The organism is Paraburkholderia sp. IW21 (assembly GCF_041321145.1).
Lineage (GTDB): Bacteria > Pseudomonadota > Gammaproteobacteria > Burkholderiales > Burkholderiaceae > Paraburkholderia.
The window spans coordinates 148,107-169,260 of sequence record NZ_JBGGWA010000005.1 but is presented as its reverse complement, the minus strand read 5'-3'; the positions used below and the strand labels follow the sequence as shown (position 1 = coordinate 169,260).

Below are 21,154 nucleotides of genomic sequence, written 5' to 3'. Positions count from 1 at the left end.
CCTACGTTTGTATGAAAATGACCCGGAAAGCAATACATCTCCGGGCCACCGACCGGAAGGTCAGAGGAGACAAAATGAAAAAGACGTTTCTCGCCCTGTCAGCGTTGGGCATGTTCGCAGGCGTCGCACATGCCCAGAGCAGCGTGACCCTGTACGGCATTGTTGACGAGGGCTTCAACATCAATACCAATTCAGGCGGTCACCATCTGTACAATCTTTCGAGCGGCGTGATACAACAAAGCCGCTTTGGCCTTCGCGGCACGGAAGACCTCGGTGGCGACCTGAAGGTCCTGTTCGTGCTGGAAAACGGCTTCGACGCGAGTTCCGGTAAACTGGGTCAGGGTGGTCTGCTGTTCGGCCGTCAAGCCTATGTCGGTCTGTCGAGCCCGGTTGGCACGGTGACGCTGGGTCGTCAGTACGATTCGGTCGTCGACTATCTCGGTCCGCTCGCAGCCTGCGACCAGTGGGGTGGCTATATCGCGGCCCATCCGGGAGACCTGGATAATTTCAATAATGCGTACCGCACCAACAACACTGTCAAATACAAGAGTGCAAATTACGGTGGCCTGACGTTCGGCGGCACATATAGCTTCGGTGGGGTATCCGGCAACTTCTCGGCAAACCAGATCTGGTCGCTGGGCGCTGGTTACCAGAACGGTCCCCTGGTTTTGGGCGTAGGCTACCTGAATGCACGTCAACCGGGCCAGACTAACGGGATGTTCGGGAACAACACGTCTACTGCGACGGCTTCGGTAGTCACTACGCCGGTGTACAGCGGCTACACGTCGGCTAACACGTACCAGGTCATTGCCGCAGGGGGTGCTTACACATTCGGTGGCGCAACGATCGGTGCAACTTACTCGAACGTCAGGTTCGCGAACCTCGGCGCAGACGCGCCAACGGTTTTTAGAAAAGGTGATACGGCAGCTTTTAACAACGCAGAAATCAACTTCAAGTACCAGTTGACGCCCGCTCTGTTACTGGGTGCAGCGTTCGATTACACGAAGGGTAGCGACGTTACGGAAGCGAATGGGGCCGCCAGTTCGGGGGCGAAATACTACCAGGGAGCTGTTGGCGCGGACTACTTCCTTTCGAGGCGCACCGATATTTATGTGACCGCAATCTATCAGCACGCATCGGGCACGGATTCGACTGGCCACGAAGCGGTGGCAGCGATCAACCTTCTGACGCCCTCGAGCAACAGTAACCAGTTCACCGGTCGAATAGCTATTCGGCACAAGTTCTAGAAAAATTGCGCGCTGGAAGTTGGGGGGTTATGGTGTGTCGCTGGGGACAGGAATTCGTCCGCAACGGCAACGAAGCAGCGCAGGCGTTGAAGCTCCATCATCTAGCCGTCCAGTTGGCGAACACATCTGCACGGACTGGGTAAGAGCGACGCCTCCTGGATAGCTGATTGCAGCAGGGACCTGCGTGCAGCATTACTGTCACCGTTCCCCGTAACCGGGTTCGTGTAGGTCGGATATGTCCAGTAGATACATTGGCATGACACCAAGCGATCGTCGCACCTCTGATCGCCGGCTAGCGGATTCTCTATATCCCCATCTAGTGGGGAAATGTTTCCCGCGCTGCTGCGTGCAGAAGCTGGTGGCGTACCGGCGGCGTTGATGGCGGAGTACTACGAGCAGCGCGCTTCGGAAGGCGGGTTTCTGATCACGGAGTCCGCGGTGGTACTCGTGGATGGCAACGGATACCTCGGCTCGCCAGGCCTGTATGACGGCAGCCAGATTGCCGGGTGGCGTCTCGTGACGGATGCAATTCACGCGAGGGGCGGCAAGGTGTTCGCACAGATCTATCACGCTGGCCGGCAGTCGCACCAGGATCTACGGCCGAACCGCGATCAGCCGGTTGGGCCGTCCGAAGTACCCCACGGCACCATGGCACAAACGTCGGATGGCTGGGTTACACGGCCACACCAAACCGTGCTCTGCAGGCCGAGGAAATTCCGGCGATCGTCGAGGGCTTTCGCGCTGCAGCGCAGCGTGCGCTTGCCGCTGGTTTCGGTGGTGTCGAACTACACGGGGCCAACGGGTATCTCCTCGGTCAGTTCCTGCAGGACGGCAGTAACAGGCGCACCGACAGCTACGGCGGTTTGTTCGAAAATCGCGCGCGTCTGCTTCTGGATGCAACGAGAGCGGTGATCTCCGTCTGGGGTAGCGATCGGGTTGCTGTTCGCCTGAGTCCCAGCAGCACGTTCGGAGAAATGGCTGACAGCGATCCTCACGGCCTGTTCAGGTACGTGGCGCAGCAGCTCAACACGCTGGATCTGGCATATCTGCATCTGATCGAGCCGCGATGGCTTGCTGAAGAGGGCAGCGAAGAGCAGAGCCCGGTCATTACGCAGGAGCTGCGCAAGCATTCCTCTGGCGTAGTCATTGCGGCCGCCAGTTTCGACGGGCGGTCTGCCAAGGCGATCGTCGAAGCCGGAGACGCAGACATGATCGCCTTCGGGCGTCACTTCGTAGCCAATCCGGATCTGCCGAAGCGACTGCGTCGGAACTTGCCGCTGAATCGTTACGATCGCTCCACGTTCTATGGCGGCTCCGAAGTCGGATACACCGACTACCCGTTCTACGACGAAGAAACGGTGCAATGCGAGGCTTGATCGCACTTCTCTCACCCGGCAGGATCGGAAGATCCCGTCGGGTGGCCATCAGTTGAATTGGCGATGGCGAGTCTCCTATATCCAGACAGATACCAACCGAATCTTCAGGAAGTGACTGCCGACTTCGCTCGTTTCGATTGTGGTCTCGTGGATTGATCGGTCAAACGCTGTTTCGTTACGTTGAGGACCCGGTCCGAGAGTGCCGGGTTATCGAGAATTCTCGACATCGTGACCGCACCGATCATTGCCGATAGCGTGAACATCGCTTTGTCTCTCGCGGATGCAAGATCGTCGGCTGGCGTCCATCGGGCCATGACGTCGATCAACTGCTCGAAGCCCTGCGACGCCGCCCGGCGTGTCTGGGTATCGGCCCGCACCAGCTCGCTACCCATCGCAACCAGGGGGCAGCCGCCCAGCCTGTCGTCGCGATATTCGGCTGACAGGAAATCCTCCAGATGTTTGAGGAAAGCCGCCTGACCGCCTTCGGCCGCGACTTCGGCTGACTCGATAAGCACATCCATGCTCGTCGCACACGCTTCGGCCACAAGCTGTTCCTTGGATGCGAAATGCCGATAGAACGCGCCATGGGTCAGGCCGGCTGCCGACATGATTTCAGCTACGCCCGTGGCCGTGATCCCCTTGCTTTTGAACGCCTGGGCAGCGACTTCCAGGATTCGCTTCCGTGTCTCTGCTGTTTCCGCCTTCGACTTTTTCATTCCATTACTCCTTCTGACCGCGCGCAAGGCCATTTCCCATGGTGCGCTCCAGGATGACGTCTCCATCTTAGCAAAGTTAGATGATAAGTGTTATCTAAAAGCGGGGCCAGACCATCGTCGCATGAAACCTTCCGGCCGAGATACATACAGCAGGCATCGAACCGAAAGTCCGGCGCATGGCAATGCTACGCTGTTATTTTAGCTTATAGCTGCGACCTATAGAACGGAATAGTGAAAATTCATCAGCTAAAAAGTTGACGTTATAGATGATGAGATTTATCTTTAAGCCCAGATAGTGCCACTTCATCAGCTATACCACGCCAGAACAGGGCAAGGTGGAAAGCCAAAAGAGTGTGTCGACGTATCGGGCGCAGCGCCGCACCCCACGTCTCGCGGTGATGCAGACATGTCCAGGACTGAATGAGGAACACGATGAACGACAATCTGAACGAGTTGGAGGCCGGAACAATCCCGGTCCAGCGGCCGGGCAAGCGCAACGGCAAAATCTGGATCGCCTCCGGAGCGGCTCTCCTCGCCGTCGCCGTAGCGAGCACAGTGGCAATGCATTGGGGCGCGAACTCCGCAGCCCCAAGCGCGGCACCGGCAGCACCATCGGTTGCGATCAGCGCGCCGCTGCAGCGAAATCTCGATACCCGCCTCGGTTTTCTCGGCCAGTTCTCGGCCGTCCAGAAGGTCGAACTCCGCGCACAGGTCGGTGGCACGCTGACCGGGATCCACTTCAAGGACGGCGACATTGTCCACAAGGGAGATCTGCTGTTCGAGATCGATCCCGTTCCCTATCAGATCAAGATGAGCCAGGCGACGGCGCTGCTGGAAAGCGCCAACGCACGCCTCGATCTGGCCACGCGTGAACTGGCTCGCGCGCAGATGCTGAAGAGCACCGATGCCGGCACTGCAGAGAACGTCGAGCAGCGCAATGCTGAAAAGCTGGCCGCGCAGGCCGCCGTGGACGACGCGAAGGCACAGGTCCGCGATGCCAGGTTCGATCTCGATCACTGCCAGATCATCGCGCCGTTCGCGGGCCGCATCGGCACTCACCTCGTTTCGGTCGGCAATCTCGTCGCCGGCAGCCGGGCCGCAACCAGCCCGACGACACTCCTCACGACGCTCGTTTCGCTCGACCCGATCTACCTGGATTTCGACATGAGCGAAGGCGATTACATGACCTTCCTGCGGGAGCGCGAAAAGCAGAAGGATCAACTCACCGACAAGGTGAATATCTCGCTGGCCGATGAGTCCACGTTCACCCACGCCGGCACGCTCAACTTCATCGACAACGCGCTCGACCGCTCCAGCGGGACGATCCATGCGCGAGCGATCGTGCCGAACGCCAATCTGCTCATGACGCCGGGCGGCTTTGCGCGCGTGCGGCTCGCGGTATCCGTGCCGCAGCCAACGCTACTGGTCCCGGACGCCGCCGTTCTGCCGGACCAGTCCAATCACATCGTGCTCACGGTGGGACCGAATGATGTCGTGACCCCGAAGCAGGTTCAACTGGGTGATATGCGCGGCGGCCTGCGTGTCATCAAGTCCGGGCTGGCGCCGACCGACAAGGTGGTAATCGACGGCATCCCGTACGCGCAGCCAGGTTCGAAGGTGTCCCCGCATGCGGGCTCGATCCAGTTCGGATCTGATCAAGGCTAAGGCGGAGTGAATCATGAAACTGGCCCACTTTTTCATTGATCACCCGCGTTTCGCGGCCGTGATCAGTATCTTCCTGACGCTGTTCGGTCTGGTGGCAATGAAGTTCCTGCCCGTAGCACAGTACCCGAACATCGTTCCGCCAACCATCCAGATCACGACCGCGTATCCCGGCGCCTCCGCCGACACGATTGCCCGGACCGTTGCGACGCCGCTCGAGCAGGCGATCAACGGCGTCGAGAACATGGATTTCATCAGCAGCCAGTCGACCGGCAACGGGCTCATCAATATCACCGTGACGTTCAAGATCGGCACCGACATGAACATCGCGCAGATGCTGACGCAGAACCGCGTGCAGGACACACTGTCTCGCCTGCCCCAGGAAGTGCAGCAGCAAGGCGTGCAGGTCAAGAAGACGATCCCGGCGTATCTGCTGGGCATCCACCCGTATTCGCCGGATGGGTCGCGAGACTCCGAGTACATCTCCAATTACATGATCCTTCATGTCAAGGACGAGATCGCGCGGTTGCCTGGCGTTTCCGACCTGTTGTCGCTGGGCGAGCGGCAATTCGCGATGCGCATCTGGATCGATCCTGACAAGGCCGCTGTGCACGACATCAGCGCCAACGAGATCCTCTCGGCTCTCAGGGCGCAAAACGTGCAGGTATCGGCCGGTGTGCTGAACCAGCCGCCGGTTCCGGCGCAAGGCAAAGCGGGATATCAGATCAACGTCGAAGCACTGGGCCGTCTGACCACGCCCGAACAGTTCGGCAACGTCATCGTCAAGTCGGGTGACCAGGGCCACGTCACGCGCATTCACGACATCGGCCGCGTCGAACTTGGCGCGACGGATTACGGCAGCATTGCCTACGCGGATCGCTCGCCGTCGGCTCCGTTCTTCGTATTCGCGGTTCCCGGCTCGAATGTCGTGACGGTGGAGCACGAGGTACTGGACAAGATGAAGGAGCTCAGGAAGAGCTTCCCGCCGGGACTGGATTACCAGATCATCTATGACCCGACCACTTTCGTCAGCAACTCGATCGACGAAGTGATCAAGACGATCGCCATCGCCATCCTGCTCGTGATCGGAGTCGTCTACGCGTTCCTGCAGAGCTGGCGTGCGACGATCATTCCGGTGATCGCCATCCCCGTGTCGCTCGTCGGTTCTTTCACGATCCTGGCTGCACTTGGTATCTCGATCAACCAGTTGTCGTTGTTCGGACTCATTCTCGCGGTCGGCATCGTGGTTGACGATGCGATCGTCGTGGTCGAGAACGTAGAGCGCAACATGGCGCTCGGCATGTCGCCACGCGAGGCCGCCCATCGCACGATGGACGAGGTATCCGAAGCGCTGATCGCCATCGCGCTGACGCTTTGCGCGGTGTTCGTGCCGGCCATGTTCATCTCGGGCATCTCGGGTCTGTTCTTCAAGCAGTTCGCAACGACGATTGCTGCGTCGACCATCATCTCGATGCTGGTGTCGCTGACGCTCAGTCCGGCACTTAGCGCAGTTCTGCTCAAGCCGCACAAGTCCGCTGAGGATCACTCGACGATGAGCGTGTCCGGTCGCCTGCATCACAAGGCGTTTGGCTGGTTCAATACCGGCTTCGACTGGCTTTCGACAAGGTACGGACGTATGACCGGTCGGTTTGTCCGTGCAACGACCGTCATTCTGGTTGTCTACGCCGGGCTGATTTCCCTCACGGGCTTCCAGTTCTCGCAGATGAATACCGGCTTCATTCCGGAGCAGGACCAGGGCTATCTCGCTGCAATCGTCCAGCTGCCGGCCGGTGCGAGTCTCGAACGGACCGACAAGGTGGTGCGCGAGGCAAACGACATCATCCTGAAGACGCCGGGCATCGAGCACACGTCGCCGACGAGTGGATTCGATACGGTTACCGGCACCGTTGCTTCGAACAGCGGCACGATCTACATCGGCTTGCCTTCTCTGTACGGCCACCATATCAAAGGCGTGAACGCAGCAACGATGCTCGGCAAGCTGCAGAAGAATCTGTCGGTCATCAAGGATGCGTACGTGATCGTGATCCAGCCGCCTCCCGTCCAGGGCCTTGGCAGCGCGGGTGGCTTCAAGCTGGAGCTCGAAGATCGCTCGAATCTTGGACCTCAGGCGCTCGCAAAGGCAGCGAACGACCTGGTGGCCGCAGCCAACAGGGATCCGGTTTTCGGACACAGCGTCTTTACCCTGTATAACCCCGGCGCACCCGACATCTATGCGGATATCGATCGCCTCAAGGCCGAAAAGGTCGGTCTGACGCCGAGCGATGTGTTTTCCACGCTTCAGCTTTACCTCGGTTCGCAGTATGTCAACGACTTCAACTATCTCGGCCGCACCTATCAGGTGCTGGCTCAGGGTGACGGTCAGTTCCGTCAAATGCCGGAAGACATTCTGCGACTGAAGGTGCGCAACGCCAGCGGGGAGATGGTGCCGGTCGGGACGGTGGCGACGCTGCACGAACGGACCATGCCGTACCGGATTCCGCGCTACAACCTGTTCCCTGCCGCCGAACTGATGGGTGGGGCAGCGCCGGGTTATGCATCTGGCCAGGCAATCGGGCATATGGAAGAACTTGCAAAGCAGGTGCTTCCAGTAGGTATCTCGTACGAATGGACTGACCTTGCGCACCAGCAACAACAGCAGGGCACGCCGACTCTGGCGATCTTCGCCGCCGCCGCGCTGTTCGTGTTCCTCGTGCTCGCCGCGCAATACGAGAGCTGGAAGCTGCCGCTGGCCATCGTGCTGATCGTGCCAATGTGCTTGCTGGCCTCGTCGAGCGGGCTGCATATGCGTGACATGCCCATCGACATCCTTGCTCAGATTGGCTTCATCGTGCTGGTCGGCCTTGCCGTGAAGAACGCCATCCTGATCGTCGAGTTCGCCCGGCAGGCGGAAGACCACGGCGCCGAACCGGAAGAGGCCGCCGTCAGCGCAGCGAAGACCCGCCTGCGCCCGATCCTGATGACGTCGTTCGCTTTCATCATGGGGGTGGCTCCGCTCGTCATCGCGACGGGGGCGGGCTCAGAAATGCGCCAGTCGCTTGGGACGGCCGTCCTGTTTGGGATGATCGGGGTAACGGTCTTCGGCCTCATCTTCACCCCGGCGTTCTATACGTTCATCCGCCGGATCGCGGGCAAGAAGATGACCCATAGCTACTTCCAACGGATCATTGGTGGAGAGTCCAAATGAATCGCTTTGTTCAAGTGGCTATCAAGCCGGTTCTGAGTGTGCTGACACTCAGCATGATTCTCGCGGGCTGTGCGGTTGGTCCCGACTACAAGGTTCCGAAGACGGAACTGGCGCCGTTCCACAACCTCGCCGCGGTGGCGACGAAAGAAAACACCGCCGCGCCGCAACTCGATCAGTGGTGGACGGGCTTCAACGATCCGATGCTCGTGACGGTCGTGCAGCGCGCGCTGGCGCAAAACCTGGATCTGGCCGCATCGCTTGCACGGGTTCGCGAAGCGCGCGCAATGGCGGCCGGAAGCGGTGCCGATCTGCTGCCGACGCTGGATCTCGGCGCCTCGGCGACCGCGGAGCACCAGAGCCTGCGCGGCCCGCTTGGCTCGATCGCCCAGGGCAGTCCGGACTTCTCGCGCAACATCCGCGACTACAGCGTCGGCCCGGCGGCGAGCTGGGAGATCGATCTGTTCGGCGGATTGCGCAGGGATGCCGCAGCGTCGCGCGCCGAGGCACAGGCCGCGGAGGCGGAACAGGCCGGTACCCGCGTGACGGTGGCGGCGGACGCCGCGGATGCGTATCTGCAGATCCGCGGTTATCAGGCCCGTCTCGCGGTCGCCCAGGACCAGATCGACACGGATGAGCATCTGCTCAAGCTCGTGCGCGATCGCTACGCTGCCGGCGCTGCTACGGGACGGGAAATCGCCCAGGCCGATGCGCTGCTGAAGCAGGCACGCGCGAGCGTGCCGCCGCTGCGCATTGGTCTGGAGCAGCAGTTGAATCGCCTCGACGTACTGATGGGCGTCCAGCCCGGGACGTACGCCCAGGAACTCAGCGCCGTCGCCGCGATCCCGTCCATACCGGCGATTCCCGGAAACGATCAACCGGTCGACATGCTCCGCCGGCGTCCGGACATCATCGCGGCGGAGCGTCGGCTGGCCGCCTCCAACGAGCGCATCGGCGCGGCGATTTCCGACTACTACCCGAAGATCTCGCTATCGGGCGCGCTGGGATTCGACAGCCTGAGCGGACATCTCATGAGCGCGAGCGCGTTCCAGGCTTTGGGCGGGGGAGCGCTGCGCTGGAGGCTGTTCGATTTCGGCAAGATCAAGGCGAAGGTGTCGCAGGCGAAGGGGGCGAACGCAGAAGCGCTGGCGCTCTACCAGCAGTCGGTGCTTCATGCAACTGAGGACGTCGAGGACTCGCTGATGACGCTCGCGCAGACACAGATCCGCGTCGACGAGATTCAGGAGCAGGTGCAGGCGCTGACGAAGGCGCGTGATCTCTCCGAACAGGCGTACCGCGCCGGGTCCATCACGCTGACGGATGTGCTGGATGCCGACAGGGACCTGCTCACTGCACGTGACGAACTCGACAGCAACCGGGTCGGCGCTGCGAGAGCCGCGGTTGGCGTCTTCCGCGCATTTGGCGGCGGGTGGGACGAGCCGACGGCTGTGGCGAGCAGAGCGTCGACGAGCACGACTGCGGACGCTGCTACGCAAAGCACGAACCCTTCCACCGGCATGTAGTAGTCGGGAATCCGATCCAGGACCTGTTTATTTGGAGAAGTGAAATGTCTACTGTCGAAACCTTTCGTCAGCTTCACGCCGACGCGAGACCGCTATTGCTGCCGAACGCATGGGATGCAGGAAGCGCCCGGCTCTTCGAAGGCGCGGGCGCCACAGCTATAGCCACGACAAGCGGTGGGGTCGCATGGGCGCCTGGCTATCGCGATGGGGGAGTCGATCGCCCGTGGAAATCTCTATGCCGAAGCCGGTGCCGACGGCTTATTCCTTCCGGGGCTTCAGCAGTCGGACCACATTCGCGCGATCGTCAACGACGTGTCGCTGCCCCTGAATCTGATGGTCTGGCCGGAACTCGCCGACGCGTAAGCGCTCGGCAAGCTCGGCGTGCGTCGTTTGAGCGCGGGCACCGGCATTACTCAAGTGGCTTGGGGAACCGCCGAAAAGCTCGCGCAGGATTTCCTGAAGAATGGCGGTTCCGCACCCAGGTACAAGGCATTCGTACCGTACACGCAGCTCCAGGAACTTTTCCTGGTTGGCAAGTTGGCCTGAGAAGGGAGCGGCCAGTTGTGGAGGTTGTCCTGTTCGGCGAAGAGCGATGCGGCGGCGTTGATCAGCTGCGAAGAGCGGGCGGGTGGTTCGGCGGGAGATCAGTACTTCACAGGGACCCGGCCGCAGCCTTATATCGCATCAAGCTCGCCGCTTCGATGTCGACATGCGCGCGGGCGATTGGGAACTGCACGCGCTGGTTCTGTCCGATCGGGCTAGCGAAGACGACGCGTTCTTTAACGTACTTACAAACCTTGAATTGTCCGCTGTCCCGACTGGTGTTCAATTGCCTGTTGCGCAACCCGGGCCGCCGACGATCTTTAGCGTATAGACCGTCGATACGCCCAACTGCTGTGGCGCGATCGGTTCTGTCAACCACGAGGGCAACTGATTCAGGTCCAATTCGCTCGGGCCCAGCTCAAGCGTGGCATCCGCCGTCGTGATGGTCAGGGTGGGCAGCGCTGCGTGATTGAACACGACAAAAAACAGATCGTTATACGTCAGGCTGCCGCTGGCCGTCGTTTCTTTCGTCGATGTCATCATGCGTTTGACTTTGTCCGCCTCGACGATCCAGGCGTGCGCGCGGCCTCGGGTTCGAACTGCCAGTTGCAGCGTGGCGGGATCGATCTGCTGCAACGCGACAGAAGACACGCGTGCCGGGTCGGTCGGATCGTCGTCATGCAGTGATGGGTGCATGAGATCGTCGCCGGCAGGATCTTCGATCCGGTATAAATGGCTATCGACCTGTTCGCGCCGGCACGAGGGATAACAGCTGGCCTGGGGCACGTCGATACGCTTGACCAGATGGCCGTCGCTCACGAATGTGCTTCGGTCGACGAATTCGGTAACTTCGTAGCGGCCCGCATCGCCGGCGGTGCAACGGGCGGCTTGAGGCGACGCGGGGCCGCTGACCGCAGGCGCGGCGGCAAACGCGAGCGACATGGGCAGACACCAAGCTGCCACGGCCCATTTGAGTACTCTCATCGACGCTCCTGCAGGGGGACGCTGACCAGGAGATCGCTGCACGCCCGCAGCCGCGTCATTCAAATCAGTTCAGCCCGGCCCACGTGTGGCGGCCTCGAATTCCTTCAGATCGAAACCAGGTGTCGCGGCTTGTGCGATCGTTGGCAACGCGGCGCGTGCCAGCAGCTTGCGCGACGCCATATGGTCGCCCGGCCGGTTACACGACTCCACGGCGATCAGGCGGCCGGCGCGGAAGCACAACACGCTCAATTGCCGACTCTCGTCCGAACCGAGCAGGACCGTCTCGTCATGGCCATCGGAGAGTCCCGCGATCTGCAGTTTCAGATCGCCCTGATCGCTCCAGAACCACGGCAATGCGGTATAAGCCGCCGGCTTGCCCGTCAGGCGTGCCGCGACATGGCGAGCCTGATCGACGGCATTTTGCACAGACTCCAGGCGGATCGGCACACCGCTCCACGCAGACGGAAAACTGACGGCATCGCCGATGGCTGAAATCGACGGATCGCTAGTCAGCAACTGCGTGTCGACGCAGACGCCGTTCTGCACGGCGAGGCCCGCATCGGCGGCGAGATCGGTGTTGGGCAGCACGCCGATCCCATAGACGACCAGTTGTGCAGGCAGGCGGCGGCCGTCGCCCGTTTCCACGGCCACTACCCGGCCGTTGTCGCCGACCAGCCGCGCGACGGTTTGGCCGAAATCGAACGTTACGCCCCAGCCGGTATGCGCGGCGCTGAACAGCGTCGACATAGGCGTGGAGAGGGCGCGCGCCATGGGGCGCGTGCCAAGTTCGACCACGTGGACCGATAGGCCCTTGGCCGCCGCGACGGCCGCGAACTCGAGACCGATGAAACCCGCGCCGATCACGACCACCTCGCGCGCAGCCGCCACGCGCGGCGCGAGCGCATCGGCATGCTCCAGTGTGCGGATGCCGAATACGCCGTCGAGTTCGATTCCCTCGACGGGCGGCACGCGATTGCGCGCACCCGTGGCGAGCACCAGATGGTCGTAGGGCAGACGCTCGCCGCTCGCCAGTTCCACGTGCTGTGCCTCGCGATCAATCCGGGTGACGCGTGCTTCGATCCGCTCGAGACGCTGCTGCTCAAACCATTCGTGCGTGCGAAAGCGCAGCGCAGTGGTGCCGATCTTGCCGAGCAGGTAGGCCTTCGACAACGGTGGGCGCTGGTAAGGCACACCAGGTTCGTCGCCGATCAGCGCGATGTTGCCTTCAAATCCTTCCTGCCGCAGCGAGGCCGCGGTCTGATAACCGGCCTGCCCAGCACCGACAATGACGACGTTATGTAATGACATGAGAGGATCGGGAATAGGAGTAATCAGGCCAGATTCAGCGAATCGAATTTCGGGTAACGGCCGAGCGGCAACAAGGTGATCGCACCAAGCAGGAAGGCGGCGCCGCAGATCGACAGCATCGTCGTGTAGGAGCCGGTAGCGGTGTAGATCCGGCCAAACAGCCACGGCGCCAATGCCGATGCGATGGTGATCAGTGCGACGTGTACGCCGAACAGGCGCCCATAGTCGCGCATGCCGAAGTAACGCGCCATCAGATAGGCGGCAATGTCGAATTCGGCGCCGGCACCGAGGCCGATCAGCAGCGTGGCAAGCGCAAGCATGCCGGCGTGATCGGCACCGGTGGTCGATAGCAGCAAACAGCCCAGGGCAGGCATGGCGAGGGCGACAGCGGCGACAGCGGGCGCCCACAGACGGTCGATCAGATAGCCGACCAGCAGCCGGCCGCCGATTAGCGAGAGCCCGAAGCTGCCGAATATATGACTGGCCTCGGCGGCTGAGAGCCCCTTGTCGCGCAAAAGCGGCACGGTGTTGCTGACCATCGAGACGGTCGCAGCCACCACAAGCGAAAGCGCGAGGTTGAGTGTCCAGAAGCGCGCCGAACCAAGCGCGTCACGGAACGCGAGTCCCGTGTGCGCCCGCACCGGCGGTACCGCGTGATGGCCGGCAGCGCGTTCGCTCCTGCCTTCGTGAGGGGCTTGCCCGGCCGGTGTGTGCAACCACATCAGCACGAGCGGCAACACCAGCACCAGAGGAAGTGCCGCAAGCAACAGAAACGCGGCTTGCCAGTTCCAGCGGCCGATCACCCACGTCACCGCTGAGGGAATCAGAATCGCCGAGAGTCCGGTGCCCGACAGCATCACCGCCAATGCCAGGCCGCGATTGCGCTCGAACCACAGATTGACGAGATGCGTCCAAGTAATGTGCATCGTGCCCATGCCGGCGATCGGCAGCAACGCACACATCAGATAGAGCCAGCCGATCGAGTGACCCATCACCTGCATCAGCGACATCAATGCGTAGACGATAGCAAGTCCGACCACCGACGCGATCGTCACGTGCCGCATCCCATAACGTTCATTGAGCCAGCCGACGATCTGCGCGCCGATCACCGCTCCGCCGAACAGAAAGCTGATTGCCGGCTGCAGTTCACCGCGGCTCCAGCCGAATGCATGTTGCAGTGGAATCACCAGTGAACCGAACGCATATAGCAGCGAAGCGTTGGCGGCCACGCCGAGCCCGAGCATTGCCATGAGCACGGGGCGCCAGCCGGCGCGGAATTCGGTGAGGTCGACGGCGGCGGATTGAGATGGGTGAGAGGGGGACATGGGCGGTTCCTTTACGGATCGGCAAGCGGCTACTGTGTGCGCAAAACGCGCGTTGCAGGCAGTCTGCCGCAGGTGTGATATTCCATATTAAGAAAATAATTCTATATATAGATTGATTCGGATAACTCGGTAAATGCCCTGGGATGGCGCATGGATGGTTATGCCTTTAGCTTTACGCTCGACCGCGTCATTGCTTGACCAGCAGCACGCTGGCGCCGAGCGGGCCGCCGCCTGCAGCGGCAATCGCCACCTCGTGCGGTGCGACCTGGCGTTCGCCGCCGCGGCCCCAGAGCTGGGTGCAGGCTTCGTGCACGTAGCCGAGGCCGTGCGTGCGTCCACCAGACAACTGGCCGCCGTTGGTGTTCAGTGGCAACTGGCCGTTGCGTGCAATACGCTGGCCGCCTTCGACAAACGCGCCGCTTTCGCCACGCGGGCAGAGGCCGAGGCCTTCCATCCAGAGCATCGTCAGGATCGAAAAGCCGTCGTAGAGTTGTGCGTTGCCGACGTCCTTCGGCTTCAGATCGGTGCGCGACCAAAGCATGCGTCCGACATCGAAGCAGGCGATCTCCGTCAACGAAATCTGATCCCACGACCACGGCTGATGCAGTGCGGAGCCGATGGCTTCGAGCCGGATCGGTGCGTTTGGCCCGTTGCGCGCAAGGTCGGCGCGTGACAGCACAACGGCCGTGGACGCGTCGCAATGCACGTCGCAATCGAACATGCGCAGCGGTGTGGAGATCATGCGTGACGTGAGGTAGTCGTCCATCGTCATCGCATTGCGAAACACTGCTTTCGGGTTGAGCATTGCGTTGGCGCGACAGATTAGCGGAATCTGCGCAAGTTGCTCTGGCGTGGTGCCATACTCGTGAAAGTGCCGTTGCGCATACAGGGCCATCAGGTTGATGCCTGAGACGACATTGAAGGGTGTATACCACTGCCAGAAATAGCTGCCGTCGCGGCCCACTGTCTTGTTGGTAAGCGCGCTGGCGGTTTTGCTTTTGAGGCGCGCGCTCGCCTCGGTAATGGTGCGAAACACCAGTACGTGTTTGCACAGTCCCGCAGCGATCGCCATCGCGCCGTTCACCAGACCGGTGAGCGGCCCGGGTCCTTCGTAGCCGGCGCCATACCAGTTCACTTTCAGGCCGAGCACATTCATCAGCGCATTCGGGCCTACCGGCGAAAACGGGTTGCCGTTGTCATTGTCGCCCGGCCAGCACGAAATTCCGTCGATGTCCTCGTGGGTGAGGCCGGCATCGGCGATTGCTTCGAGCGCGGCATCCACGCTCAACTGCATGGCGCTGCGGGGCGACGGGCGGCCCACTTCCGACTGACCGATGCCGCTGATCGCAACGTTCTTTTCGAACAGGTTTTCGTTCATGCCGCGCTCCGTTCGGGATCGGCTTCGAAGAGCGGCAGCCACACATCCTCCTGCTGTTCAAATTTGACCCGCACCGGCATGCCGATATGCACGTCATTGACTTCGCCACCGACGATATTCGTCACGAAACGCAAGCCTTCGCGCTCCGCGAGTTCGACGATGGCGACGACATAGGGCACCGGAAGATCGGGCAGCCATGCTTGATGATTGATCGTGAAACTCACCACCTTGCCGCGTCCCGAGACCGGTTTCGCGCCGACGTGAGACGACATGCAGCGCGGACAGAGCGGTGCAGGCGGATGAAATAGATGACGGCATGCATCGCAGTGGTAGATGTTGAGCAGGCCACCTTCACCGCCTTGCCAGAACGGCGCGGTTTCAGCAGTCAGAAGAGGAAGTTTTCTGGGCATGGATGCGTTTGATTTCGTATTGCCTGGCAGTTGACCGTGTGTTGATGTCACCATAATATATGAACAGAAACGCGAAAAATGTATTAAATTAGCTGGAGCGGTGCAGGGTTTTCCCGCTAGGGAAATCACCCAGAGGTCCGTTCAAACACAGGAGACAGGCGTTCTTATGCCGACCAATCAACTTATCCATCGCAGGGTCATCGTCACGGGCGGTCTTGGGGCGTTAGGGCGCCAGGTCGGCGCCGACCTGAGCGCGCGTGGTGCGCGTGTCGCGCTCGTGGATCGCTCGGCAAGCGTGCCGCTCGACGGTGTCGAGGCGGTATTCGGCGGTGTCGATCTCGGCGATGCCGCCAGTACCTCGAACGCGTTCGAGCAGATCGCCGGGCGGCTCGGCGGTGTCGATGCGCTGGTCAACATCGCGGGCGGCTTTGCGTGGGAAACGCTGGAGTCGGGCAGCATCGAAACCTGGGATCGTCTCTATGCGATGAACGTGCGCACGGCAGCGATCGCTTCACATGAGGTTCTGGCCTATCTGCTGCGCGAGAAAAGTGCGCGCATTGTCAATGTCGGCGCGCTCGCCGCGTTGAAAGCCGGCGCGGGCATGGGTGCGTACGCAGCTTCGAAGGCCGGCGTCGCGAGGCTCACCGAAGCGCTGGCGGACGAGTTGAAAGACCGTAACGTCACCGTCAATGCAGTGTTGCCGAGCATCATCGATACGCCCTCGAATCGCGCGGATATGCCGGACGCGGATACCTCGCGCTGGGTCGCGGCTGACAAGCTTGCCGCGGTCATCGCGTTCCTGCTGTCGGAGGATGCCAGTGCGGTGACCGGCGCGTGTCTGCCTGTAGCGGGGCGTGTGTAATGGCCGCCGCGCTTTCTCCCGGTCAGAACACACAGCGGCAGCCTGGCACTACGCTCAGCTGGAACGACGGTTTCCTGCTCGGCTTCGCGCCCATGGACGAGACGCATCATGAATTCGTCGAGTGCGTGGCCGTCTTGCAGCAATGCAACGAGGCGGCCGTGCCAGGTGCGCTCGCGGCTTTCGAAAAGCATGCGATCGCGCATTTCGAGCAGGAGGAGCAGTGGATGCAGCGCACGAGCTTTCCTGCCGCCCAGTGCCACGCTGACGAACACGCGGCGGTTCTGCGCTCGGTGCGCGAAGTCGCACAGATGCTGCGTGACGGTGCAACCTTTCAGGTTGCGCGTGAACTCGCGGAAGCGCTCGCCGACTGGTTTCCCGGACATGCCGACTACATGGATGCGGCCTTATCCCACTGGATGAGCAAACGCACCCATGGCGGCCTGCCCGTGGTCCTGCGACGCGTCATACCGGGCATCGTCGCTGCTGCGCCCGATTCATCCCTTCAAGCCGGAGCCGCCCGATGAGACTCGTGACTTTCCAACTGGCTGACGGCGTGCAGCGCTCAGGCGCACTGTTCGACAACGATCAGGCGGTGCTAGATTTGCGCGAAGCGAGCCGTATCGTACGCGGTGGCGACAGTGTCGCGTTAGCGAGCGTGCAGGCGCTGCTGACGGGCGGCGAACCTTTGCTCGAGGAAGCACGCGTGCTGCAGGCCCGTGCGCCCGCCGGCGCCGTGCGCGCACGCAACACGGTGAAGCTGCTCGCACCGATTCAACCGCCCGCGCAGATGCGCGACTGCTCGTGCTTCGAACTGCATCTGCAGCAAAGCTTCAACGCGGCGCGCCGTGCCCGCGCTTTGCGTACGCCCGACCCGGAAGCGACATTGAAAGCGATGAACACGCGTGCCGACGATCGCGTGATCGACACCTTCAACCGTCAGCCGATCTACTACAAGTGCAATCGCTTCGCCGTGATCGGCCCCGACGACGACGTAATCTGGCCGGCCTATAGCAAGCTGCTCGACTTCGAACTGGAGTTCGGCTGTTACATCGGTGAGCGCGCGAAGGACGTTTCGCGCGAAAACGCGCGGGCTCATATCTACGGCTACACGATTTTCAACGACATGAGCGCGCGCGACGCCCAGGCCGCCGAAATGGGCGGCATGCTCGGCCCCGCCAAAGGCAAGGACTTCGACACTGCAAATGTAATGGGCCCATGTCTCGTCACCGCCGACGAACTCGGCGATCCCTACGACCTCACGATGATTGCGCGCGTCAACGGCGAGGAATGGGGCCGCGGCAATACGCGCGACATGCGCTGGCAGTTCGAAGACGTGATCGCCCATATCTCGCGCTCCGAGACATTGCATCCGGGCGAGTTCCTGGGTTCGGGTACGGTCGGCAACGGCTGCGGACTCGAACAACTCCGCTATCTGAAGCCGGACGATGTGGTCGAACTGGAAGTGGAGGGTATCGGTATATTGCGCAGCAGGATCGTGCAGCCGGTATTGCAGGCGGCCGTAGTATGAGCGCAGCCCATGCCGACGCCGCGCAACGGGCACGAAACGCGCCCCCCGGTCTGCTAGCCGGGTTGAAGGTGATCGACTTTGCCACCGGCCTCGCGGCCAGCGCTACCGCGTTGTATCTCGCCGAAGCCGGCGCGGACGTCGTGAAAATCGAACGTCCACGTCATGAGGCGGAACGCGACGCGGCACTCTTTCACGTGCTCGATCGTGGCAAGCGCCGCGTGACCGATGGCGACCTTGCCGCGCAGCGCGATCTGCTCAACAGCTTGCTGCCAGATGCCGACGTGCTGGTCCATGATCTCACACCCGCCGAAGCCGCTGTATGGTCGCTGGACGACGTCCAATTGCGGCAACGCTATCCAATGCTGGTCATCGCCAGCGTGGGCGGCTGGCCACGCCGTCATGTGCTCGCCGACGCTCCGGTGCGTGAGACATTGGTGCTTGCGCGGTTGGGTATTCTCGACGAACAGCCGGGTCATCGCCCCGGCCCGGTATTTATCCGTATGCCGTTCGCGAACTGGATTGCGAGTTGGCTGAGCGCTGTCGGCGTCATGGCGCGGCTGATCGCGCGTGAACGCGACGGAGAGGGCGGCATTGCACATACGAGCCTCGCGCAAGCTGCGCTCGTACCGATGACGATGCACTGGTCGCGCGCCGCGCAGCCTACGTCCGTGTTCGCCAAGGGACTCGACAAGAGCGTGCCGATTCCGCTGCATCGCTGTGCGGATGGCCGCTGGATCCACGTGCACTACTCGCCCGACGCCGCGCCGTGGATGGCCGAAGCGCTTGCCGCGATGGGTCCGGACGAGATGGCTCGCGCCAACGCGCAATGGCCGCCGAGCCATGTCGCGCCCAATTTCGGCGCGAATCGGGAAATCATTGCCACGCGCAACGCGCAGGACTGGGTCGAACATTTCTGGGCGCATGACGTGGCGGCTCAGATCGCCGCGCCATTCGGCGAGATATACACCGACGAGCAGGCGCGGCTCAACGGTTATGTGGTTGCCGTGGACGATCCGCTTTGGGGCTGCACGTCCCAACCTGGACCCGCGTATCACGTGGATCCGCCGGCGCACGTGCGTGGACCTTTACAAGCGCCAACGGCAGCGGGAGATATAGGCTGGTGGGACAAGAGTCGCTTTGGCGCCACCGCTCGCACGAACTCCGTGGCTGCCAATGAGCCCCGCTTGCAGGGCGCCGCGTCCGCGGCATCCCGGCCCCCGCTCGACGGTCTCAAAGTGCTGGACCTCGGAGCTTACCTCGCGGGTCCGTTTGCCTGCATGGTGCTTGCCGATCTCGGCGCCGATGTCATCAAGGTCGAGCCGCCCGCGGGCGACGCAATGCGGCGGCTTGAGCGCGCCTTCGCCGGCACGCAGCGCGGCAAGCGCGGACTTGCATTGAAGCTCGGCGCCGAAGGTAGCAAACCGGTCATCGAAGCCCTTGCGAACTGGGCTGACATCGTTCACCACAACGTGCGTTTGCCGGCGGCGCGCAAGCTCGGCATCGCACCCAACCAGTTGCGCGCCATCAAGCCGGCGCTCGTTTGCGCGCATGTCAGCTCGTATGGTCCACAAGGTCCCCGCGCCGATTGGCCAGGCTTCGATCAGTTGATGCAGGCGGCGGTCGGCTGGGAAACTGAATCGGGCGGCGAGGGCAATCCGCCGAGCTGGCTGCGCTTCGGCGTCGGCGATCATCTGGCGGCTTTGTCCTCGGTGTTCGCAGTGTTGCTCGCGCATCTCGCGCGGATGCGGACCGGCCAGGGACAGGCTGTTGCCTCGTCGCTGCTTGGTGCAATGACGATGACCGCGAGCGAAGCCGTGGTGATCGATCGGGAACGCGCCTTGACGCCGATGGTGCATCTCGATGCGGGCCAGCATGGCGTCGCGCCGACGCATCGTCTCTATCGCTGCAAGGACGGCTGGATCGCCGTGGCCGCGCTGAGTGCGGCGGAAGGCGATGCCTTCATGCGCATCGCCGGCGACGGACCCGAAGCCACGTTTGCCGCGCTCGACGTCACGGCGGCGCTGGCCAGATTGCATGCAGCGGGCGTACCTGCAGAGCCTGCCCTGGAATCGCAAAGTGACGCGTTTCTCGACAGCGCCGAGCATGCCGCCGCCGGGCTGCATGCTACGTACGGCCACGCCGTCTATGGCTCGCTGCAGCAGATCGGCGCGCTGTGGGACTTCGACGACTTGCCGCTCGTCATTGAACGGGCGCCCCCCGCACTTGGCGAGCACAGCCGCGAGGTGCTGGAGATGCTGGGTTTCGACGCGCCGCACATCGACGAACTGGTCAATCAGGGCGTCATACGCATTTGAGCGCCATTTGAACGCCACGGAGACGAAGACAATGAACGAACTGGATTTCACCGACAAGAACGTGCTGGTGGTGGGCGGCTCAAGCGGTATTGGCAACGGTATTGCCCAGGCGTTCCTGGAACGCGGTGCGACGGTGCACGTGTGGGGCACGCGCGCTTCGGTATCCGATTACGCGGACTCGGTTGATTCGAATCTGAAGGGGCTGCATTACGCCCAGGTGGACGTGGCGGAGCCGGCCAATATCGAACGCTGCGAACTACCGTTCAACAGACTCGACGTGCTCGTGCAGGCGCAGGGCACGGTGCTCTACGATCGTCAGGAGTTCAAGACACCAGGTTTCAGAAAGGTGCTCGAGATCAACCTGACCAGCCTGATGGCCTGCGCCGACCGTTGCTTCGAACCGTTGAAGGCGGCGCGGGGCGCGATGATCATCGTCAGCTCGGCAGCCGCCTTTCATTCGACGCGCGGCAACCCCGCGTATAACGCGTCGAAAACCGGCGCCTTCGGGTTGACACGCACGCTGGGCGAAGCGTGGGCGCGCGACGGCATCCGCGTGAACGGTATTGCCCCCGGGCTCGTGGAAACCAAGCTCACGCGCGTGACGACAGCGGATCCGAAGCGGCTCGAAGGTGCGCTGCGGCGCATTCCGCTCGGCCGCCTCGGCACGCCCGCAGACATGGCCGGCGGCGCGCTGTTTCTGGCATCACCGTTGTCCGCGTACATGCTTGGCCAGACCTTGCTGCTCGACGGCGGCATGTTGCTCGCCTGACTCTTA

At 62.1% G+C, this 21,154-nt stretch carries 17 protein-coding genes and 3 pseudogenes; 13 read left to right on the top strand and 7 right to left on the bottom strand.

Going from position 1 to position 21,154, the window contains the following annotated elements:
• Positions 1-74: 74 nt before the first annotated feature.
• The 3 genes and pseudogenes from ACAX43_RS13960 to ACAX43_RS13950 all read left to right on the top strand — a co-directional run bounded on the left by ACAX43_RS13960 (position 75) and on the right by ACAX43_RS13950 (position 2,623).
• A complete protein-coding gene (locus ACAX43_RS13960; protein ID WP_370708984.1) occupies positions 75-1,247 on the top strand; it encodes a porin in 1,173 nt (390 codons plus the stop codon).
• A gap of 327 nt (positions 1,248-1,574) precedes the next feature.
• Positions 1,575-1,823: pseudogene (locus ACAX43_RS13955) on the top strand (alkene reductase); the annotation flags it as partial.
• Entirely contained in the window at positions 1,754-2,623 is an 870-nt protein-coding gene (locus ACAX43_RS13950) for an alkene reductase (protein WP_370708983.1), read from the top strand. The pseudogene ACAX43_RS13955 and the gene ACAX43_RS13950, both read left to right, overlap by 70 nt.
• Before the next feature lie 104 nt (positions 2,624-2,727).
• Here the strand turns inward: ACAX43_RS13950 and ACAX43_RS13945 are convergent, their stop codons facing one another.
• Positions 2,728-3,339, bottom strand: a complete 612-nt coding sequence (locus tag ACAX43_RS13945) for a TetR/AcrR family transcriptional regulator (RefSeq protein ID WP_370708982.1) — start codon at positions 3,337-3,339, stop codon at positions 2,728-2,730.
• A 432-nt stretch (positions 3,340-3,771) separates the two neighbouring features.
• Between ACAX43_RS13945 and ACAX43_RS13940 the strand changes: the two genes are divergently transcribed.
• The 5 genes and pseudogenes from ACAX43_RS13940 to ACAX43_RS13920 all read left to right on the top strand — a co-directional run bounded on the left by ACAX43_RS13940 (position 3,772) and on the right by ACAX43_RS13920 (position 10,089).
• Positions 3,772-5,004, top strand: a complete 1,233-nt coding sequence (locus tag ACAX43_RS13940) for an efflux RND transporter periplasmic adaptor subunit (RefSeq protein ID WP_370708981.1) — start codon at positions 3,772-3,774, stop codon at positions 5,002-5,004.
• A gap of 13 nt (positions 5,005-5,017) precedes the next feature.
• On the top strand, positions 5,018-8,206 hold the full coding sequence (locus ACAX43_RS13935) for an efflux RND transporter permease subunit (RefSeq protein ID WP_370708980.1): 3,189 nt from the start codon (positions 5,018-5,020) through the stop codon (positions 8,204-8,206).
• Positions 8,203-9,726 (top strand): efflux transporter outer membrane subunit, encoded by a 1,524-nt coding sequence (locus tag ACAX43_RS13930; protein ID WP_370708979.1) that lies wholly within the window; start codon positions 8,203-8,205, stop codon positions 9,724-9,726. The genes ACAX43_RS13935 and ACAX43_RS13930 overlap by 4 nt, the downstream gene beginning before the upstream one ends.
• 44 nt (positions 9,727-9,770) lie before the next feature.
• Positions 9,771-9,878 (top strand): annotated as a pseudogene (locus ACAX43_RS13925) (isocitrate lyase/phosphoenolpyruvate mutase family protein); the annotation flags it as partial.
• A gap of 52 nt (positions 9,879-9,930) precedes the next feature.
• The gene (locus ACAX43_RS13920) at positions 9,931-10,089 is read left to right on the top strand and encodes an isocitrate lyase/phosphoenolpyruvate mutase family protein (protein WP_370708978.1); all 159 of its coding nucleotides are present in this window, start codon (positions 9,931-9,933) and stop codon (positions 10,087-10,089) included.
• Positions 10,090-10,396: 307 nt separating this feature from the next.
• Here ACAX43_RS13920 and ACAX43_RS13915 read toward each other — a convergent pair.
• The 6 genes and pseudogenes from ACAX43_RS13915 to ACAX43_RS13890 form a co-directional block, all read right to left on the bottom strand.
• Positions 10,397-10,525: pseudogene (locus ACAX43_RS13915) on the bottom strand (acyl-CoA dehydrogenase family protein); the annotation flags it as partial.
• Positions 10,526-10,551: 26 nt separating this feature from the next.
• On the bottom strand, positions 10,552-11,253 hold the full coding sequence (locus ACAX43_RS13910) for a hypothetical protein (RefSeq protein ID WP_370708977.1): 702 nt from the start codon (positions 11,251-11,253) through the stop codon (positions 10,552-10,554).
• 69 nt (positions 11,254-11,322) lie between these two features.
• The gene (locus ACAX43_RS13905) at positions 11,323-12,561 is read right to left on the bottom strand and encodes an NAD(P)/FAD-dependent oxidoreductase (RefSeq protein ID WP_370708976.1); all 1,239 of its coding nucleotides are present in this window, start codon (positions 12,559-12,561) and stop codon (positions 11,323-11,325) included.
• A gap of 23 nt (positions 12,562-12,584) precedes the next feature.
• Positions 12,585-13,886 (bottom strand): MFS transporter, encoded by a 1,302-nt coding sequence (locus ACAX43_RS13900; RefSeq protein WP_370708975.1) that lies wholly within the window; start codon positions 13,884-13,886, stop codon positions 12,585-12,587.
• Positions 13,887-14,073: 187 nt separating this feature from the next.
• A complete protein-coding gene (locus ACAX43_RS13895; RefSeq protein WP_370708974.1) occupies positions 14,074-15,264 on the bottom strand; it encodes a thiolase family protein in 1,191 nt (396 codons plus the stop codon).
• Positions 15,261-15,674, bottom strand: coding sequence for a Zn-ribbon domain-containing OB-fold protein (locus tag ACAX43_RS13890; RefSeq protein WP_370708973.1), 414 nt, complete (start codon positions 15,672-15,674; stop codon positions 15,261-15,263). The genes ACAX43_RS13895 and ACAX43_RS13890 overlap by 4 nt, the downstream gene beginning before the upstream one ends.
• Positions 15,675-15,840: 166 nt before the next feature.
• Between ACAX43_RS13890 and ACAX43_RS13885 the strand changes: the two genes are divergently transcribed.
• From ACAX43_RS13885 to ACAX43_RS13865, 5 genes are read left to right on the top strand one after another with little or no spacing between them, the layout of a single operon-like run.
• A complete protein-coding gene (locus ACAX43_RS13885; protein ID WP_370708972.1) occupies positions 15,841-16,536 on the top strand; it encodes an SDR family NAD(P)-dependent oxidoreductase in 696 nt (231 codons plus the stop codon).
• Positions 16,536-17,060 (top strand): bacteriohemerythrin, encoded by a 525-nt coding sequence (locus tag ACAX43_RS13880; protein ID WP_370708971.1) that lies wholly within the window; start codon positions 16,536-16,538, stop codon positions 17,058-17,060. Before ACAX43_RS13885 ends, ACAX43_RS13880 begins: the two co-directional genes overlap by 1 nt.
• Positions 17,057-18,064, top strand: coding sequence for a fumarylacetoacetate hydrolase family protein (locus tag ACAX43_RS13875; RefSeq protein ID WP_370708970.1), 1,008 nt, complete (start codon positions 17,057-17,059; stop codon positions 18,062-18,064). Before ACAX43_RS13880 ends, ACAX43_RS13875 begins: the two co-directional genes overlap by 4 nt.
• Positions 18,061-20,379: a CoA transferase gene (locus ACAX43_RS13870; protein ID WP_370708969.1), complete on the top strand. Its 2,319-nt coding sequence runs from the start codon at positions 18,061-18,063 to the stop codon at positions 20,377-20,379. The genes ACAX43_RS13875 and ACAX43_RS13870 overlap by 4 nt, the downstream gene beginning before the upstream one ends.
• Before the next feature lie 31 nt (positions 20,380-20,410).
• Positions 20,411-21,148 carry an SDR family NAD(P)-dependent oxidoreductase gene (locus ACAX43_RS13865; RefSeq protein ID WP_370708968.1) on the top strand — a complete coding sequence of 246 codons (738 nt, stop codon included), beginning with the start codon at positions 20,411-20,413 and terminating at the stop codon, positions 21,146-21,148.
• Positions 21,149-21,154: the final 6 nt, after the last annotated feature.